Raw genomic sequence first — 17630 nt, 5'->3', positions numbered from 1 at the left:
TTGCTCGCGATAGCGGTCCGATATTCAACATTGATATCGACTGATACATCGCCATCGCGAGCAAGCTCGCCCCCACAGGAATTCGGTGAGGCTCAGGGTTTTACTAGCCGCGCATCCAGGCTGTTCTGGGCCAGGCGCTTGGCCTGGTCCTGGGTCATGCCCAGGTGGGTGTGCAACGCGTGGAAGTTCTCGGTGACGTAGCCGCCGAAGTACGCCGGGTCATCGGAGTTCACCGTTACCTTCACGCCGCGCTCGAGCATGTCGAGGATGTTGTGCTGCGACATGTCGTCGAACACGCACAGCTTGGTGTTGGACAACGGGCACACGGTCAGCGGAATCTGCTCGTCGATGATCCGCTGCATCAGCCGCTCATCTTCGATGGCCCGCACGCCGTGGTCGATGCGCTGGATCTTCAGCAGGTCCAGGGCTTGCCAGATGTATTCGGGTGGACCTTCTTCACCCGCGTGGGCGACGGTCAGAAAGCCTTCGTTGCGCGCGCGGTCGAATACGCGCTGGAACTTGCTCGGCGGATGACCCATTTCCGAACTGTCCAGGCCGACGGCGACGAACGCGTCGCGAAACGGCAGCGCCTGGTCGAGGGTTTTTTCGGCCTGCTCTTCGCTGAGGTGGCGCAGAAAGCTCAGGATCAGGCCGCTGGTGATGCCCAGTTGCTGCTCACCGTCCTTGAGGGCGGCGGCGATGCCGTTGAGCACCACTTCGAACGGGATGCCACGGTCGGTGTGGGTCTGCGGGTCGAAGAACGGTTCGGTGTGGATCACGTTCTGCGCCTTGCAACGCAACAGGTAGGCCCAGGTCAGGTCGTAGAAATCCTGGGAGGTGCGCAGCACATCGGCGCCTTGGTAATACAGGTCGAGGAATTCCTGCAGATTGTTGAAGGCATAGGCCTTGCGCAGGGTATCGACGTCGCTCCAGGGCAGGGCGATCTTGTTGCGTTCGGCCAGGGCGAACAGCAGTTCGGGCTCCAGCGAGCCTTCCAGGTGCAGGTGCAGTTCAGCCTTGGGCAGGGCGTTCAGCCAGTCGTACATGGTCTTTTCTCATCAGCGAATCAATGGCGGGCATTCTACAGGCGCTGGCCGCCTTGTCGGGTAAAACCTGACCGGCTGATCCACTACACGGCGAGCGACTCACGCCGGTAAGCATAGGTGTCGGCGAAACGCGACAGCAGGAATTCGGCGCAGGTAGTCGTTGGATACTTTGGCGGGTGCGCGTCATCCTGGCAACCGGGCAGGCATTGGATCAGCGTGTCGGGGTGCGGCTCGGCAAAGAACGGCATCGAGTACCGATCCACTCCCAGTGGGCTGATCACCCGATGGGGCGTGGACAGATAACGGTCGTTGCTCCAGCGCGCCATCATGTCACCGAGGTTGACCACGAAGGTGCCGTCGATGGGCGGCGCATCGATCCACTGGCCGTTGACGTTACGTACTTGCAGGCCGCCGGCGGCGTCCTGGTAGAGCAGGGTGATGCAACCATAATCGGTATGGGCGCCTGCACCTTGCTGCTCGGCGCTGCTGGCGGTGTCGCGGGGCGGGTAGTGGATCAGGCGCAGCACGCTCACTGGCGCGTTGAAGCGGGTGTCGAAAAAGTCCCGTTCGATACCCAGGGCCAGGGTCATGGCCCGCAACAGGGTCTGGGCAAGCGCCTGCATGTCGCGGTAATGCTGCTCCATCACGTTTTCCCAGCCCATCAGATCCGGGTGGCGGTTGGGACCGCGCAGGGGTTTTTCCGCCAGCACGTCGGGGTGATCGGCCGGCAAGTGCAGGCCCATGTCGAAGGTTTCCTTCAGGTCGCTGGGTTTGGTCGGGTCCAGTTGTTCGGTGGCGACAGCGCCATAGCCACGGTGGTGGCGGGTCTGGGTGATGTCGATCTTAAGTTTTTCTTCGACGGGCAGGGCGAAGAAGCGCTGGGCACAGCCCAGTATCTCGGCGATGCGCGCCGGGCTGATGGGATGGCCCTTGATGTAGAAAAAGCCCCATTGGCGGCAGGCGCGGTCGATCTGTTCGGCGACCGATTGCCAGGCGTTGGCATCGTCGGTGTAGAGGGGGCTGATGTCGATAATGGGAAGGCTGTTCATACTGCTTTCCTGACTTTGAAATGGAGCCCCTTGTGGGAGCGAGCCTGCTCGCGATAGCGGTGTGTCAGTCGACATCAATGTTGAATGTCGGTCCGCTATCGCGAGCAAGCTCGCTCCCACAATGGGTTTTGGGTTGGTTTTTGGGCTGGGGTTTATTTCGGGATCTCAGCCTTCATGCCTTCGACGTAATAATTCATCGACGCCAGTTCCGCGTTGGTAGCGCTCGCGCCCGCCGGGATTTTCTCGACGCCGGCCTGGTCCTTGATCGGGCCGGTGAACGGGTGGAAGGCACCGCTCTCGATGTCGGCGATGATCTGCTCGGCTTCGCCTTTGACCGCTGCCGGCACCAGGTCGCTGATCGGCAGTTTCACCGTGCCTTCCTTCAGGCCGCCCCAGTAGTCCTGGGATTTCCAGCTATGGTCGAGCACGCTTTGGGTCGCCTGGATGTAATGCGGGCCCCAGTCATTGACGATGGACGTCAGCACCGCCTTGGGACCGAAGTGAGCCATGTCCGAAGCGTAGCCTACCGCATAGACGCCGCGTCGCTCGGCGGCCTGGATCGGAGCCGGGCTGTCGGTGTGCTGGAACACCACGTCCACACCCTGGTCGATCAGCGCGTTGGCGGCGTCGGCTTCCTTGCCCGGGTCGAACCAGGAATTGACCCACACCACTTTGATCTCGGTGCCAGGGTTGTACTTGTTCAGGGCCAGTTGGATGGCGTTGATGTCGCGGATGACTTCCGGGATCGGGAAGGAAGCGACGTAGCCGATCTTCTTGGTCTTGGTCATCTTGGCCGCGAGGAAACCACCGACGTAGCGGCCCTCATAAGTGCGAGCCAGGTACGTGCCCAGGTTCTTGTCCTGCTTGTAGCCGGTGGCGTGTTCGAAGATCACCTTGGGAAACTGCTTGGCGACCTTGAGCGTTGGGTTCATGTAGCCGAAGGAGGTGGTGAAGATCAGGTCGTACTTGTCCTTGGCCATGTTGCGGATTACCCGCTCGGCGTCGGCACCCTCCGGCACGTTCTCCACGTAGTTGGTGGTGATCTGCTCGCCGAATTTCGCCGCCAGCTCCTTACGCCCTTGTTCATGCTGATAGGTCCAGCCGTGGTCGCCGATCGGGCCGATGTAGACGAAGCCGACCTTCAGCGGGTCGGCGGCACTGGCATTCAGGCCGGCGCCCAGGCCGACGGCGGCGACGACGGCGCAAAGCAACTTCTTCAAGGGGCGTTTGTGCATGAACTCGAACTCCATTTTGTTGTGAGGTTGGCTGTGCAGCACCAATGCAAAATGCTGACCAACAGGACAACAAAACCTGCGATCCTTTCGAGGCAGCCATCGCGAGCAAGCTCGCTCCCACAAAGACAGTGCACAACCTGTGGGAGCGAGCTTGCTCGCGATGAGGCCGTCCGGATCGATAAAGGTGCACCCGCCCGCCACCCGCCATTCCCTGGTGCATCACACCGAACGAAACGTTCACCGCCCCCTATAGTCAGTAGCACATGACCCCGCCCATGGTGAAAGGCCTGCGATGCTCACTTTGCTCAAGCAAGAAAAACTGCTGTTGCTGGCGCTGATCGCCGCGTGTATCGCCTATCCGCTGGAGCACTGGCTGCTGGGCAGCGGGCAGGTGGTGGCGTTGACCGGCGGCCTGGTCCTGATCGGTTTCATCGTCGCGGCGTCCATGCGCGTGGCCCATCACGCCGAACTGCTGGCGGAAAAGGTCGGTGACCCTTACGGCACCATGATCCTGACGCTGTCGGCGGTACTGGTGGAGGTGGTGATCCTGGCGATCATGATGAGCAACGAGGCTTCGTCGACGTTGGTGCGGGACACGATCTACTCGGCGGTGATGCTCGACATCAACGGCATCCTCGGGCTCGCGGCGCTGATGGGCGGGATTAAGCATGGCGAGCAGGCTTACAACGACGATTCGGCGCGCACCTACAGCGTGATGATCCTCACCGCCATGGGCGTATCGATGGTGGTGCCCGAGTTCATTCCCCGCGAGAGCTGGAAAATGTATTCGGCCTTTACCATCGGCGCGATGATCGTGCTGTACACGTTGTTCCTGCGCATGCAGGTCGGGCCTCACAGTTACTTCTTCAGCTACAGCTATCCGGAAAAACGTCGCAAGAAAGAACCGGTGGAAAACGAACCGCAACCCATCAGCCTGACGCTTTCCATCGGCGCGCTGGTGTTTGGCGTGGTGGTGATCGGCGCCCTGGCCGAAGTCATGTCCAAGGCCATCGACCTGGGGTTGGAAGGCTCGGGTGCGCCGCCGGTGGTCACGGCGATCCTGGTGGCCGCCATCTCCGCCGCACCGGAAATCCTCACCGCCCTGCGCGCGGCCCTGGCCAATCGCATGCAGTCGGTGGTGAATATCGCGCTGGGCGCCTCGCTGTCCACCGTAATCCTGACCGTGCCGGTGATGGAGGCCATGGCCCTCTACACCGGCCAGCCGTTCCAGATGGCAATGACCCCGGTGCAGACGGTGATGATCTTCATTACCCTGATCGTCAGCGCGATCAACCTCAACGATGGCGAAACCAATGCCATCGAAGGCATGACCCATTTTGTGTTGTTCGCGACGTTCATCATGTTGTCCCTGCTGGGGCTCTAGAAGAGCATCGCGGGCAAGCCTTGCTCCCACAGTGAATGGTGGGGGTTTATGAGGGCAACCTTGCCGCGAGACCTGTGGGAGCAAGGCTTGCCCGCGATGGCGTCCGGTCAGGTGCCGGCGATCAATTCTCGCGCCGCCTGGCTGTGATCGGCAATCAAGCCCTTCAAGTCCAACCCCTCGACCTGCCCGTCGATGACTCGCCATTGCCCACCGATCATCACCCGATCCGCCCGATCCGCACCACACAGCAGCAGTGCGGAAATCGGATCGTGGCTGCCGGAGAAGCGCAGCTCGTCGAGCTTGAACAGCGCCAGGTCGGCCTGCTTGCCCACCGCCAATTCACCGATATCGCTGCGCCCGAGAAGTTGCGCCGAGCCCCGGGTCGCCCAGCCCAGCACGCGCTCCGGCGTGATCGCTTGCGCGCCGTAGCGCAGACGCTGGATGTACAGCGCCTGGCGGGTTTCCAGGATCATGTTCGAGGCATCGTTGGACGCCGAACCGTCTACCCCCAGGCCCACGGGAGCGCCGGCGGCGGTCAGGTCCAGGGTCGGGCAAATGCCCGAGGCCAGGCGCATGTTCGAACTTGGGCAGTGACAGATGCCGGTGCCGGCAGCGCCGAGACGGGCGATTTCATCCGGGTTGAAATGAATGCCGTGGGCCAGCCAGGTGCGCGGGCCGAGCCAGCCGACGCTGTCCAAGTAATCCACGGTGCGCAGGCCGAAGCGTTGCAGGCAGAAGTCTTCTTCATCAAGGGTTTCGGCCAGGTGCGTGTGCAAGCGTACGTCGAGTTTTTCCGCCAGCTCGGCGCTGGCGCTCATGATCTGCGGCGTGACCGAAAACGGTGAGCAGGGCGCCAGGGCAATCTGGATCTGCGCGCCGTCGCCGCGCTCGTGGTACTCGGCGATCAAGCGCTGGCTGTCGTCGAGAATCACCTGGCCCTGCTGCACGGTCTGCTGCGGCGGCAAGCCACCGTCGGCCTCGCCCAGGCTCATGGAACCGCGGGTCAGCATCGCGCGCATGCCCAGTTCACGAACACTCTGCACCTGCACGTCGATGGCATTTTCCAGGCCTTCGGGAAACAGGTAATGGTGGTCGGCCGCCGTGGTGCAGCCCGACAGCAACAACTCGGCCAACGCCACTTTGCTGGCCAGGGCCAGTTTTTCCGGGGTCAGCCGCGCCCACACCGGGTAGAGGGTCTTCAGCCAGGGAAACAACGGCTGGTTCACCACCGGCGCCCAGGCGCGGGTCAGGGTCTGATAGAAGTGATGATGGGTATTGATCAACCCTGGCAGGATCACATGTTCGCGCGCGTCGAAGAGGTTGTCACAAGGCTGCGCGGGTTGCTGGCCGGCGCTCAGCAGCTCGACGATCACACCGTCCTGCAGGACGAGGCCGCCACGGGCATCGAGGTCGTTGGCGGTGAAAATGGCGCGGGGATTTTTTAACCAGGTACGGGTCGCAGGCATGGTGGCCGGCTCCTCTGAAAGTGGGTTCAGGTTAGCCAGCTCAGTGATGCCCTGTCTGCTGATCCAGGGTCGCCCTTTGGGGGGCGAGGTGCAGAGTTTACTCAGGTTGCCTGGCACATTTCCAGCGCCCAACCGAGATCAACTGTGGGAGCGAGCTTGCTCGCGATTAGCGACAGGTCAGTCGACATCGAGGTTGGATGTGAGCCGCTATCGCGAGCAAGCTCGCTCCCACAGGGGGATTGGTGTTCCACAGGTTATCGGAGTGGTCACCAGGGAATCGTTTCGCCCCTGTAGTTGACGAAGTGATGTCCGCCTTTGCCGGCGAAGGCATTCACCTGGTCGATCAACCCGCGAGTGCTGGTCTCGACATCGATGTCCGCCCCTTCACCGCCCATGTCGGTCTTCACCCAACCCGGGTGCAGCGACAGCACGGTCAATGCCTGCTCGCCCAATTGGCTGACAAAGCTATTGGTCATGGAGTTGAGCGCCGCCTTGCTGGCCTTGTACAGCGCCAGTTCCGGCGCGTCGGGCATGGTCACGCTGCCCAGCACCGAACTCATGAAGGCGAGCACGCCGCTGCCGTCGCGGATCTGGCCGACAAAGCGTTGAGCCAGGTTGATCGGCGCCACGGCGTTGGTGAAGAACAGCTGGCCGACTTCGGCCAGCGTCGCGCCGCCTGGACTCTGGTTGTCCGGGCCCTTGACGCCGGCATTGACGAACAGCAGGTCGAAGGTCTCGCCCTTGAGTTGTTGGCTCAAGGCAATGACCGCTTGCTGGTCGTCCATGTCGAGCTTTTCAATCCGCACCGGGCCCAGGGCCTTCAAAGCCTCTGCGTGCTGCGGGTTGCGCACGGTGGCGGTCACGTTCCAGCCATCGCTGAGCAGTGTCTTCACCAGGCCGAGGCCCAAGCCTCGGGAGGCGCCGATGATCAATGCGTTTTTTGCCGAATTCATGAAGGCATCCTTGAGTGAGAAGGTCACGGATTTAATGGACAACGTTGCCCCAGCCGTTGTTTCAGCTCGTGACGCAACGCGTCGAGTTCGGTGATCCGGGTTTCGATCAGGTTCAGTTTGTCTTGCAGCAATTGCGTCACGGCGCAGTCGGGGTCCTGCGCCTGCCACAGGGCGGCGACGCTGGCGCCGATCTCGCCCAGGGTAAAGCCCAGGCGCTGGGCCGTCTTGATGTAGAGCACCAGTTGCACCATATCGGCGGGGTAGTGGCGATAGCCATTGGCGCTGCGCTGCGCCGCGATCAGGCCACGCTGCTCGTAGAAGCGCAGGGTGTCACGGCTGACGGCGCAGGCTTGGGCGAGTTCACCGATGCGCATGTTGGGTCTCCGCAGGGCTTGACCTTGGAGCATACCCCAGGCTTTAGCCTCTTTGCTTCCCAATTATCTGGAGCACGCTGTATGTGGACTTTGACGCAATATCGCCGGGTGGTGCGCGGCAGTGCCTGGTACGACCTTATCGTGTCGGCTGCGCTGGCCACGCCGTGGAGCTTTGCGGCGTTGCATGGTGTGTTGACGAGCATGACTCAGCTATTTGACCTGCCTGGAGAACTGCCGCCGTTTGCGCCGGCGCACGTGCTGATGGTGAATCTGCTGGGTTCGATTGTCTGCGTGTGGTCGGTGCTGCGAATTCGGGACCCACAGCCGCTGTATGGGCGTTATGACGCAGTGGGGCGGTTTTTGTTTGCAACCTGGATGCTGTATGCATTGCTTCATGGGGCCAATGCGGTGTTGTGGGTTTTCCTGTTTTTCGAAGTGGTGTGGGGCTTGGTTCAGGTATTGCCTGTTCGAGACTCATCGCGAGCAAGCGCGCTCCTACAGGAGGCCTGAGTCGGAACTGCCGGCCGGTGTGGGAGCTTGCTCGCGATAGACGCGCCGCGGTCTGTATCAATGCCCCGCCTGCCAAGGCTGCCCCAGGGACACCGGCGCATACAGCCGGGTGCGCACGGCGTCCCGGGACAACAGCACCAGCACCACAATGGTCGCGGCATACGGCAGCATCGCCAGCAGACTCGATGGAATCGCCAGGCCCAACCCCTGGGCCACCAGGTGCAGGATGCTGGCGAGGCCGAACAGGTAGGCGCCCAGCAGCAGGCGCCACACCCGCCAACTGGCGAATACCACCAGCGCCAGGGCGATCCAACCGCGCCCGGCGCTCATGTTTTCGGCCCACATCGGCGTGTAGGCCAGCGATAGATAGGCGCCGGCCAACCCGGCCATGGCGCCGCCAAACAATACCGCCAGGGTTCGCACCCGCAGCACCGGCAGGCCCATGGCGCTGGCGGCATCGGGGTTTTCCCCGACGGCCTGGATGATCAACCCGACGCGGCTTTTCACAATCATCCACGCCACCAGGGCAAACAGGGCGAAGGACAGGTAGACCAGCAGGTCCTGGGCAAACAGCATCCGCCCGATCAGTGGAATGTCACTCAAGTAAGGAATCGCCAGCGGCTCGAACCCGGCCAACGGCTTGCCGACCCAGGCTGCCCCGACAAAGCTCGACAGGCCCACACCGAAAATCGTCAGCGCCAGCCCGGTGGCGACCTGATTGGCGTTGAATACCAGCGCCACCAGCGCGAACAACGCCGACAGCAGCATGCCGGCAGCCATCGCCAGCAACACGCCGAGCCAGAGATTGCCGCTGTTGAATGCGACGATAAAACCGATCACCGCACCGAACAGCATCATGCCTTCCTGGCCCAGGTTGAGGACGCCGCTTTTTTCGCAGACCAGTTCACCCAGGGCCACCAGCAGCAACGGTGTGCCGCAGCGGACCATGGCGTAGAAAATATTGCTCAACAGGTCGATATCCATCACAGCGCTCCTGCCTGCACGGCGGTGGTTCGGGTGCGCCGGGCCCAGCGCAGGTTCAGGCGTGGTCGGTACAGAATCAGTACGTCGCAGGCCAACAGGAAAAACAGCATCATCCCCTGGAACAGTTGGGTGATTGCTTGGGGAAGGTTCAGCGACATCTGCGCGCTCTCGCCACCGATGTACAGCAGGGCCATCAACAGGCTGGAAAACAGAATGCCAATGGGATTGAGGCGCCCCAGGAACGCCACGGTAATTGCCGCATAGCCGTAGCCCGGCGACACCTGCGGCACCAGTTGACCGATCGGCCCGGTCACTTCGCAGACGCCGGCCAGCCCGGCCAGTGCCCCGCTGATCAACAACGCCAGCCACACCAACGGTTTCTGGCGAAAACCGGCGAAACCGGCGGCGCGGGCATCGAGGCCCAGCACCTTGATCTGAAAGCCGACGAAGCTTTTCTGCAGCAACACCCACACGGCCACCAGCGCCAGCAGGGCGAAATACAGCCCGGCATGGACCCGACCATCCTCCAGCAGCAACGGCAGGCGACTGGCCTCACCGAACATTGCCGACTCGGGGAAGTTGAACCCCGCTGGGTCTTTCAACGGTCCGTGAACGCAAAACAGCAACAGGTTCAGGGCGATGTAATTGAGCATGATGCTGGTGAGGATTTCATTGGCATTAAAGCGCGTGCGCAGCCACGCCGTGAGCCCGGCCCAGGCGGCGCCGGCCAGGGTGCCGGTCAGCAGGATCAGCACCAGTGCCCAGCGGCTTTGCATGTCGATGATGTTCACTGCCAAGGCACTGCCGGCCAGGGCGCCCAGCAACAGCTGGCCTTCAGCGCCGATGTTCCAGATTCGCGCCTGATAGGCCACTGCCAGGCCGAGGGCACACAGCAGGATCGGCAGGGTCTTGACCAACCACTCGGACACACCGTACAGATCGCTGATCGGGGCGATCAACAAGGTGTACAGCGTTTGCAGCGGATCGTGCCCCAGGGCGATAAACAGCAGTGAGCCACAGGCCAGGGTCAACACGGCGGCCAGTAGCGGTGAGCACCAGAGCATCAGGCGCGATTGCTGGCCGCGAGGTTCGAGAGAAAGCAGCATGGAGAACTCCGTTTAAACCGGTGCGGGGGCAGGGAATTGAGGGGCGTCGAACTGGCCGGCCATCCAGCCGCCGACGTCACTGAGCCGGGTCTCGACGGTAGGCCTCAAGGCCGACAGACGCCCACCGCACAAGGCGCCGAGGCGGTCGCTGATCTGGAACAGTTCGTCGAGGTCTTCGGAGATCACCAGAATCGCCGCGCCTGCATCGCGCAGAGCAATCAGGGCGCGATGGATGGTCGCCGCCGCGCCGACGTCCACGCCCCAGGTCGGGTGAGCGGCCACCAGCAGCTTCGGTTGTTGCAGGATTTCCCGACCGAGAATGAATTTCTGCAGGTTGCCTCCCGAGAGGCTGCGCGCTGGGGTTTTAGTGTCGGGTGTCTTCACGCCAAAGCGACGGATGATCTCCTCGGCCAGGTGTTCGACCTTGCTGCGGCGAATCAGTCCGTGGCTGACCAGGCCCTGTTGGAACGCGCTGAGCAAGGCGTTATCCGCCAGGCTCAATTGCGGCACGGCGCCATGGCCCAGACGCTCGGCGGGGACAAATGCCAGCCCGAGCCGGCGACGGGCGTCGGGGCGTAGATGAGCCACGGGTTGCCCGTCGAATCGGATCGTTTCGCCTTGCTGGCGGGCAAGCGGAGTTTCTCCGCTGAGCAACGCCAGCCATTCGTCCTGACCATTGCCCGCCACCCCGGCGATGCCGACGATTTCGCCGCTGCGCACCTCCAGGTCGATCTCCCGCAACGAGCAGCCGAATGGGTCCGGGTTGTGCCATGACAGCTTGTTGATTTGCAGGAAGGTTTTGTTTGCGCTGATCTTGGGGTAATCCGTGATCAGTCCGGCCGCTTCGCCAACCATCAGTTGCGCCAGCTCCCGGTCCGAGCAGTGTGCCGGCGTGCAATGCCCTGACACCCGCCCGCCGCGCAGCACCGTGGCGCTGTGGCACAACGCTCGCACTTCCCCGAGCTTGTGGCTGATAAACAGGATGCTGCAGCCCTCGCTCGCCAGTCGGCGCAGGGTCACGAACAGTTCTTCGGCTTCAACGGGTGTGAGCACGGAGGTCGGTTCATCGAGAATCAGCAGGCGAATGTCCTGCATCAGACAGCGAATGATCTCCACCCGCTGCCGCTCGCCAATCGACAGGCTGTGAACCAGCCGCTGCGGCTCCAGCGCCATGCCATAGCGCCGGGAAACCTCGCGGATCCGGGGTTCCAGCTGCGCCGGCGTACCGGCTGCCGCGCCCATTGCCAGGGCAATGTTCTGCGCAACGGTGAGGGTTTCGAACAGCGAGAAATGTTGGAACACCATGCCGATTCCCAGGCTGCGGGCCTGGGCCGGGTTGCGCAGGTTGACGCGCTGGCCTTGCCAGATCACCTCACCCGAATCGGCAGGGGTGACACCGTAGATAATTTTCATCAGGGTGCTTTTACCCGCACCGTTTTCCCCGAGCAGGGCGTGGATCTCGCCGGGCTGGATACTCAGGTCGATGGCGTCGTTGGCCAGGCAACCGGGATAGCGTTTGCTGATGTTGCGCAATTGCAGGCGCGCGATGGAATCGGGGTTGGACATGACAGGCTCGGGCCGATGACAGGAATGCCTGTGGATAAAGCAATTTCCTGGCCATCAGGTCAGGAAATTGCTCCAGCCCTCTCGCTAGAGCCCTCTGCGTGAGGCCTAGGCACCCGCCATAGGAACATTTTGCACCGGCTTGGCGCGCGCGGATTGGGTGCAGGCATCGGTTTGCCCTGAAATGGGTGGTTAAAAATTGAACAAGCGGCTGCGAGCCATGCGCTTCTTGGGGTGGCAGGAGCCATGAACGGGTTATCCACAGGTTGCTCCACAGTTATTGTGCGCAAGCCGAAAACTCGGGCATAAGCACTGCGAGGCTTTCTTCTAAAGGTGATAAACCGTTGCAAGCGGTTGTTTTGTGTATGGATTTGTCGCTTGGACAGGACTTTGGATGAAAAATGAGCAACGCTCTCAAACCCGCATGACAGAAGGGTTACAGGGGGATGTGCTCAGGTTATCCACAGTCGGGTGCACAGTGGATGTGGGCAAGTTGAACGATTGCGCGGCGCCCAGAAAGGTTGCAAGCGTTTGAACTCAACGCCCTAACAGAATCCGTCCCCGGCTCAGGTCGGCCAGTTGCGTTTGCAATGTTTCGATTTGCGCTTCACCCACGGCCAACTGCAGGTCGACGCCATTGGCCGTAAAGCGCTCTTCATTGATCAGCCCGCCACATTCGGCGACACGCAGTTTCACCAGGACCAGTTCGGCGAACCCGCAGGAACAGCGCAGCGCCACGCGACTGATCAATTCGATTTTCTCGGCGTTTTGCAGGCATCTGTTCGCGCCGCCGCCATAAGCCCGGGCCAGCCCGCCCGTACCCAGTTGAATCCCGCCGTACCAGCGGATCACCAGCACCGCGACCTGGTCGCACGCTTGTGCTTCGATCGCGGCCAGGATCGGCCGCCCGGCGGTGCCTCCCGGCTCGCCATCGTCGTTGCTGCGGTATTGGTCGCCGAGTTTCCAGGCCCAGCAATTGTGCGAGGCATTCAGGTCGCTGTGCCGGTCGATAAAGGCCTGGGCGTCGGCGGGGCTGCTGATGGGCGCGGCGAACGTGATGAAGCGGCTTTTGCGAATTTCTTCGCGATATTCGCAAAAGCCGGCAAGGGTAAAAGGCATGGCGATCTTAGAGGGTCGGTGTCAGGCCGCAGCCCTTGAGAATGATACGGATCAGGTTGTCGCCAGCCTCGATCATGTCCTGCTTGGTCAACTTGCTGCGACCGGTCACGCGACAGATCTGCGTGGCGAAGTCGGCGTAATGCTGGGTACTGCCCCACAACAGGAAAATGAGGTGAACCGGGTCGATCCGGTCCATCTTGCCGGCATCGATCCAGGCCTGGAATACGGCCGCCCGACCACTGAACCAGGTGCGATAATCCTGGTTGAAATACTCGCTCAGGCATTCGCCACCGCTGATCACTTCCATGGCAAACAGGCGCGAGGCCTGGGGTTGGCGACGAGAGAACTCCATTTTGGCGCGGATATAGCGGGTCAAGGCTTCGGCCGGATCATCCTCGGCGGTGAGGGTATTGAAGGTGCTGTCCCACAACTCGATGATGTTGCTCAGCACCGCCACGTACAACCCGAGCTTATTGGTGAAGTAATAATGCAGGTTCGCCTTGGGCAGCCCGGCCTTGAGGGCGATGGCATTCATGCTGGTGCCTTTGAACCCGTGACGGGCGAATTCATCTTCGGCAGCCTTGAGGATCGTCTCTTCGTTCTTTTGACGAATGCGGCTGGTGGGCTTGCCACCGTGGGCAGGGACTTCAAAGGTCATGGGCGTTTCCGGGCTGGGTCTGTGGGCAAGCAAATGCGTTGATAGCGCACCGGCATCAATCCGACAAGTGTCATCACACTAAAAGCTGGCTAAACACCTGTGGGAGCGAGCTTGCTCGCGATAGCGCAGGGGCATTCAGCATGGGGGCGACTGATACACCGCCCTCGCGAACAAGCTCGCTCCCACAAAGGAAGGGGCACATGGGATCAGCGGGTGGCCGCCAGACTTTCGAGAAAACTCTCCAGCACCAAGTGAGGCCGACGCCCCTTGCGCGTGACCGACGCCAGGCTCAAATCATAGAACCGTGCCGCAGGTTTCAGTGCCCGCAACCGACCTTGCTGGACCCACAGGCTGGCGTAGTGATCGGGCAAGTAACCGATGTAGCGTCCGGTGAGGATCAGGAACGCCATGCCTTCGCGGTCCGATGCGCTGGCGGTGCAATTGAGCGCTTGGTAGTGGGCCTGTATCTCGGCGGGCAAGCGGAACGTGGGGGCGATGGCGTCCTGGCTGTTTAGGCGAGCATCTTCGAGCTGCTGGTCATCGACATAAAACAGCGGATGCCCGACCGCGCAGTACAGCAGCGATCGTTCACTGTACAGCGGTTGATATTCCAGCCCGGACAGGACACTGGCCTGGGGGACTACGCCGACATGCAGGCGCCCATCGAGCACGCCTTGCTCGACTTCGTTGGGGGCGATCATGCGGATCTGGATCTGCACGTCGGGCCCGCGTTCTTTCAATTGCGCCAAGGCGTGGGTGATGCGCATGTGGGGCAGGGTGACCAGATTGTCGGTCAGGCCGATGGTCAATTCACCGCGCAAATGCTGGTGCAAGCCGTTGACCTCGGTGCGAAAGCTCTCCAATGCGCTCAATAGTTGTAACGCCGATTGATACACCTCGCGGCCTTCCTCGGTCAGGGAAAACCCCGCGCGCCCGCGCTGGCACAGACGAAGGCCGAGGCGTTGTTCGAGATCGCTCATCTGCTGGCTGATGGCCGAGCGGCCGATGCCAAGCACGGTTTCAGCGGCGGAAAATCCACCACATTCCACCACGCTGCGGAAAATGCGCAGCAGGCGGATATCAAAGTCGCTGACCTGGGCCAGTGGATCGGGACGACGAACGCTCATAGTTTAGTGATCCACCGACTGAAGGTTACAAAAGTTGGATTTCACCGACTTTATCGCCGTGGCAATTTAGCTGCAAGAACGCTTTCGATCCCCTGTCGCTTATGACCTGCGAGGTTTTGTCGATGAACATGCCCGAACACGCTGCCGGTTCCCTGGCCAGCCAGCTCAAGCTGGATGCCCACTGGATGCCTTACACCGCCAACCGCAATTTCCAGCGCGATCCGCGCCTGATTGTGGCTGCCGAAGGCAGTTGGCTGGTGGATGACAAGGGGCGCAAGGTCTACGACTCGCTGTCGGGCCTGTGGACGTGCGGTGCCGGGCACACGCGCAAGGAAATCCAGGAAGCGGTCGCCAAGCAACTGGGTACCCTCGATTACTCGCCGGGTTTCCAGTACGGTCATCCGCTGTCGTTCCAACTGGCAGAAAAAATCACCAGCCTGACCCCGGGCAATCTCAATCATGTGTTCTTCACCGATTCCGGCTCCGAGTGCGCCGACACCGCGGTGAAGATGGTCCGCGCCTACTGGCGCCTCAAGGGCCAGGCGACCAAGACCAAGATGATCGGTCGTGCCCGTGGTTATCACGGTGTGAACATCGCCGGCACCAGCCTCGGCGGTGTCAGCGGCAACCGCAAATTGTTCGGCCAAGCCATGATGGACGTCGACCACTTGCCCCACACCTTGCTGGCCAGTAATGCCTATTCCCGTGGCATGCCGAAGGAGGGCGGGATCGCTCTGGCCGATGAGCTGCTGAAGCTGATCGAATTGCACGACGCCTCCAACATCGCTGCGGTGTTCGTCGAACCGATGGCTGGCTCGGCCGGTGTGCTGGTGCCGCCAGAGGGTTACCTCAAGCGCCTGCGGGAAATCTGCGACCAGCACAGCATCCTGCTGGTGTTCGACGAAGTGATCACCGGTTTCGGTCGCACCGGTTCGATGTTTGGTGCCGACAGCTTTGGCGTGACGCCGGACCTGATGTGCATCGCCAAGCAAGTCACCAATGGTGCGATCCCCATGGGCGCGGTGATTGCCAGTTCCGAGATCTACCAGACTTTCATGAACCAGCCGACACCCGAGTACGCGGTGGAATTTCCCCACGGCTACACCTACTCGGCGCACCCGGTGGCTTGCGCGGCTGGCCTGGCGGCGCTGGACCTGCTGCAGAAGGAAAACCTGGTACAGAGCGTGGCCGAAATCGCGCCGTATTTCGAGAATGCATTGCACGGCTTGAAGGGCGCGAAGAACGTCATCGACATTCGCAACTATGGCCTGGCCGGCGCGATCCAGATCGTCGGGCGCGACGGCGATGCCATCGTGCGTCCGTTCGAGGCCGGCATGGTGTTGTGGAAAGCCGGGTTCTATGTGCGGTTCGGCGGCGACACCCTGCAGTTCGGGCCAACGTTCAACAGCAAGCCGCAGGATCTGGATCGCCTGTTCGACGCGGTCGGTGAAGTGCTGAACAAGCTCGACTGATCCGCTCTTCTATATAGCTTTCAATAACAGGCGTCCGGTCGCGGGCGCCTGTGGATAATTTTGGAGTCCCCATGAGTCTCATCCCGCATTTGATCAATGGCGAACTGCTGAGCGACAGCGCTCGCACTGCCGATGTGTTCAACCCGTCCACTGGCCAGGCCATCCATAAGGTGCCATTGGCTGATCGCGCGACCATCCAGCAAGCCATCGACGCTGCCAAGGCAGCTTTCCCGGCCTGGCGCAGTACACCGGCGGCCAAGCGTGCGCAGGTGATGTTTCGTTTCAAGCAATTGCTGGAACAGAACGAGTCGCGCATCGCGCAGTTGATCAGTGAAGAACACGGCAAGACGTTGGAAGACGCGGCCGGTGAGCTCAAGCGGGGCATCGAGAACGTAGAGTTTGCCTGCGCAGCGCCGGAAATCCTGAAGGGCGAATACAGCCGTAACGTAGGACCGAACATCGACGCGTGGTCAGACTTCCAGCCGTTGGGGGTGGTAGCCGGTATCACACCGTTCAACTTTCCGGCGATGGTGCCGCTGTGGATGTATCCGCTGGCGATCGTTTGCGGCAACTGCTTTATTCTCAAGCCGTCCGAGCGCGATCCGAGTTCGACGCTGCTGATCGCCCAGCTGTTGTTGGAAGCCGGTTTGCCCAAGGGCGTATTGAGCGTGGTGCACGGCGACAAGGCGGCGGTGGACGCACTGATCGAAGCGCCAGAAGTGAAGGCGCTGAGTTTTGTCGGTTCGACGCCGATTGCCGAGTACATCTATGCCGAGGGCACTCGGCGCGGCAAACGCGTCCAGGCGCTGGGCGGGGCAAAGAACCATGCGGTGCTGATGCCGGATGCCGATCTGGACAATGCCGTCAGCGCACTGATGGGCGCGGCGTACGGTTCGTGCGGGGAACGCTGCATGGCTATTTCGGTGGCTGTGTGTGTCGGCGACCAGGTGGCGGATGCCCTGGTGTCCAAGCTGGTGCCGCAGATCAAAGCGCTGAAGATTGGCGCGGGTACATCCTGTGGGCTGGACATGGGGCCGTTGGTGACGGGGCAGCATCGTGACAAGGTCAGTGGCTATATAGAAGACGGCGTGGCAGCGGGTGCTTCGTTGATTGTCGATGGTCGCGGCTTGAGTGTGGCCGGGCACGAGGAGGGCTTCTTCCTCGGTGGTTGCCTGTTCGATCGTGTGACTCCTCAGATGCGCATCTATAAGGAGGAGATCTTCGGGCCGGTGCTGTGCATCGTCCGGGTCAATAGCCTGGAAGAGGCGATGCAGTTGATCAACGATCACGAGTATGGCAACGGTACCTGTATCTTTACTCGCGATGGTGAAGCGGCGCGGTTGTTCTGCGATGAGATCGAAGTCGGCATGGTGGGCGTCAACGTTCCATTGCCGGTGCCGGTTGCGTATCACAGCTTTGGCGGCTGGAAGCGTTCGCTGTTCGGCGACCTGCATGCCTACGGCCCGGACGGTGTGCGTTTCTATACCCGTCGCAAGGCCATTACCCAGCGTTGGCCGCAGCGTGCCAGCCATGAGGCTTCGCAGTTCGCTTTCCCCAGCTTGTAACTGGTAAGCGAAGAGGCCG

Annotated in this window: 16 protein-coding genes; 4 read left to right on the top strand and 12 right to left on the bottom strand. The window is 61.5% G+C overall.

All coding sequences use genetic code 11. The features are described from left to right. Positions 1-92: 92 nt before the first annotated feature. From KI237_RS26240 to KI237_RS26230, 3 genes are all read right to left on the bottom strand, one after another. Positions 93-1046: an adenosine deaminase gene (locus KI237_RS26240; RefSeq protein ID WP_212797672.1), complete on the bottom strand. Its 954-nt coding sequence runs from the start codon at positions 1044-1046 to the stop codon at positions 93-95. Between the two features lie 83 nt (positions 1047-1129). Beyond that, positions 1130-2095 carry a 2-oxoglutarate and iron-dependent oxygenase domain-containing protein gene (locus tag KI237_RS26235; protein WP_212797671.1) on the bottom strand — a complete coding sequence of 322 codons (966 nt, stop codon included), beginning with the start codon at positions 2093-2095 and terminating at the stop codon, positions 1130-1132. A 152-nt stretch (positions 2096-2247) separates the two neighbouring features. Next, positions 2248-3330 carry a BMP family ABC transporter substrate-binding protein gene (locus KI237_RS26230; protein WP_212797670.1) on the bottom strand — a complete coding sequence of 361 codons (1083 nt, stop codon included), beginning with the start codon at positions 3328-3330 and terminating at the stop codon, positions 2248-2250. A gap of 292 nt (positions 3331-3622) precedes the next feature. Here KI237_RS26230 and KI237_RS26225 point away from each other — a divergent pair, with 292 nt between their 5' ends. Next, positions 3623-4714: a calcium:cation antiporter gene (locus KI237_RS26225; RefSeq protein ID WP_212797669.1), complete on the top strand. Its 1092-nt coding sequence runs from the start codon at positions 3623-3625 to the stop codon at positions 4712-4714. A 107-nt stretch (positions 4715-4821) separates the two neighbouring features. Here KI237_RS26225 and KI237_RS26220 read toward each other — a convergent pair whose 3' ends face one another. The 3 genes from KI237_RS26220 to KI237_RS26210 form a co-directional block, all read right to left on the bottom strand. Then, positions 4822-6180 (bottom strand): 8-oxoguanine deaminase, encoded by a 1359-nt coding sequence (locus KI237_RS26220; protein ID WP_212797668.1) that lies wholly within the window; start codon positions 6178-6180, stop codon positions 4822-4824. Positions 6181-6446: 266 nt separating this feature from the next. Continuing rightward, on the bottom strand, positions 6447-7133 hold the full coding sequence (locus KI237_RS26215) for an SDR family oxidoreductase (RefSeq protein ID WP_212797667.1): 687 nt from the start codon (positions 7131-7133) through the stop codon (positions 6447-6449). A 23-nt stretch (positions 7134-7156) separates the two neighbouring features. Continuing rightward, entirely contained in the window at positions 7157-7507 is a 351-nt protein-coding gene (locus tag KI237_RS26210) for a MerR family transcriptional regulator (RefSeq protein WP_212797666.1), read from the bottom strand. An 81-nt stretch (positions 7508-7588) separates the two neighbouring features. Between KI237_RS26210 and KI237_RS26205 the strand changes: the two genes are divergently transcribed. Next, positions 7589-8017, top strand: coding sequence for a hypothetical protein (locus KI237_RS26205; RefSeq protein WP_212797665.1), 429 nt, complete (start codon positions 7589-7591; stop codon positions 8015-8017). Positions 8018-8074: 57 nt separating this feature from the next. On the opposite strand, the gene KI237_RS26200 is transcribed toward KI237_RS26205, so the two are convergent. The 6 genes from KI237_RS26200 to KI237_RS26175 all read right to left on the bottom strand — a co-directional run bounded on the left by KI237_RS26200 (position 8075) and on the right by KI237_RS26175 (position 14574). After that, positions 8075-9001, bottom strand: coding sequence for an ABC transporter permease (locus KI237_RS26200; RefSeq protein WP_013692177.1), 927 nt, complete (start codon positions 8999-9001; stop codon positions 8075-8077). Further along, positions 9001-10107 (bottom strand): ABC transporter permease, encoded by a 1107-nt coding sequence (locus KI237_RS26195; protein WP_003197504.1) that lies wholly within the window; start codon positions 10105-10107, stop codon positions 9001-9003. The genes KI237_RS26200 and KI237_RS26195 overlap by 1 nt, the downstream gene beginning before the upstream one ends. A gap of 12 nt (positions 10108-10119) precedes the next feature. Beyond that, positions 10120-11673, bottom strand: a complete 1554-nt coding sequence (locus tag KI237_RS26190) for an ABC transporter ATP-binding protein (protein ID WP_212797664.1) — start codon at positions 11671-11673, stop codon at positions 10120-10122. A 534-nt stretch (positions 11674-12207) separates the two neighbouring features. Then, positions 12208-12789, bottom strand: a complete 582-nt coding sequence (locus KI237_RS26185; RefSeq protein ID WP_212797663.1) for an IMPACT family protein — start codon at positions 12787-12789, stop codon at positions 12208-12210. 7 nt (positions 12790-12796) lie between these two features. Next, positions 12797-13447 (bottom strand): TetR/AcrR family transcriptional regulator, encoded by a 651-nt coding sequence (locus KI237_RS26180; RefSeq protein ID WP_212797662.1) that lies wholly within the window; start codon positions 13445-13447, stop codon positions 12797-12799. Positions 13448-13653: 206 nt separating this feature from the next. Further along, positions 13654-14574, bottom strand: a complete 921-nt coding sequence (locus KI237_RS26175; RefSeq protein ID WP_212797661.1) for a LysR family transcriptional regulator — start codon at positions 14572-14574, stop codon at positions 13654-13656. Positions 14575-14696: 122 nt separating this feature from the next. On the opposite strand from KI237_RS26175, the gene aptA reads away from it, so the two are divergent. Together aptA and KI237_RS26165 are read left to right on the top strand one after the other, a co-directional pair. After that, the gene (aptA, locus tag KI237_RS26170) at positions 14697-16046 is read left to right on the top strand and encodes an omega-aminotransferase AptA (protein ID WP_212797660.1); all 1350 of its coding nucleotides are present in this window, start codon (positions 14697-14699) and stop codon (positions 16044-16046) included. 71 nt (positions 16047-16117) lie between these two features. Next, a complete protein-coding gene (locus KI237_RS26165; protein WP_212797659.1) occupies positions 16118-17611 on the top strand; it encodes a CoA-acylating methylmalonate-semialdehyde dehydrogenase in 1494 nt (497 codons plus the stop codon). Positions 17612-17630 lie beyond the last annotated feature (19 nt).

This window comes from Pseudomonas sp. St316 (assembly GCF_018325905.1).
GTDB lineage: Bacteria > Pseudomonadota > Gammaproteobacteria > Pseudomonadales > Pseudomonadaceae > Aquipseudomonas.
Note: the sequence above shows the minus strand (reverse complement) of the source record. Positions and strands in the feature narration are given on the sequence as shown.

Excerpts from the sequence above, each read along its gene's own strand:
- KI237_RS26225 (WP_212797669.1), top strand. The coding sequence starts at position 3,623 with ATGCTCACTTTGCTCAAGCAAGAAAAACTGCTGTTGCTGGCGCTGATC.
- aptA (WP_212797660.1), top strand. The coding sequence starts at position 14,697 with ATGAACATGCCCGAACACGCTGCCGGTTCCCTGGCCAGCCAGCTCAAG.
- KI237_RS26185 (WP_212797663.1), bottom strand. The coding sequence starts at position 12,789 with ATGCCTTTTACCCTTGCCGGCTTTTGCGAATATCGCGAAGAAATTCGC.
- KI237_RS26205 (WP_212797665.1), top strand. The coding sequence starts at position 7,589 with ATGTGGACTTTGACGCAATATCGCCGGGTGGTGCGCGGCAGTGCCTGG.
- KI237_RS26210 (WP_212797666.1), bottom strand. The coding sequence starts at position 7,507 with ATGCGCATCGGTGAACTCGCCCAAGCCTGCGCCGTCAGCCGTGACACC.
- KI237_RS26175 (WP_212797661.1), bottom strand. The coding sequence starts at position 14,574 with ATGAGCGTTCGTCGTCCCGATCCACTGGCCCAGGTCAGCGACTTTGAT.
- KI237_RS26195 (WP_003197504.1), bottom strand. The coding sequence starts at position 10,107 with ATGCTGCTTTCTCTCGAACCTCGCGGCCAGCAATCGCGCCTGATGCTC.
- KI237_RS26180 (WP_212797662.1), bottom strand. The coding sequence starts at position 13,447 with ATGACCTTTGAAGTCCCTGCCCACGGTGGCAAGCCCACCAGCCGCATT.
- KI237_RS26240 (WP_212797672.1), bottom strand. The coding sequence starts at position 1,046 with ATGTACGACTGGCTGAACGCCCTGCCCAAGGCTGAACTGCACCTGCAC.
- KI237_RS26235 (WP_212797671.1), bottom strand. The coding sequence starts at position 2,095 with ATGAACAGCCTTCCCATTATCGACATCAGCCCCCTCTACACCGACGAT.
- KI237_RS26215 (WP_212797667.1), bottom strand. The coding sequence starts at position 7,133 with ATGAATTCGGCAAAAAACGCATTGATCATCGGCGCCTCCCGAGGCTTG.
- KI237_RS26220 (WP_212797668.1), bottom strand. The coding sequence starts at position 6,180 with ATGCCTGCGACCCGTACCTGGTTAAAAAATCCCCGCGCCATTTTCACC.
- KI237_RS26165 (WP_212797659.1), top strand. The coding sequence starts at position 16,118 with ATGAGTCTCATCCCGCATTTGATCAATGGCGAACTGCTGAGCGACAGC.
- KI237_RS26230 (WP_212797670.1), bottom strand. The coding sequence starts at position 3,330 with ATGCACAAACGCCCCTTGAAGAAGTTGCTTTGCGCCGTCGTCGCCGCC.
- KI237_RS26190 (WP_212797664.1), bottom strand. The coding sequence starts at position 11,673 with ATGTCCAACCCCGATTCCATCGCGCGCCTGCAATTGCGCAACATCAGC.
- KI237_RS26200 (WP_013692177.1), bottom strand. The coding sequence starts at position 9,001 with ATGGATATCGACCTGTTGAGCAATATTTTCTACGCCATGGTCCGCTGC.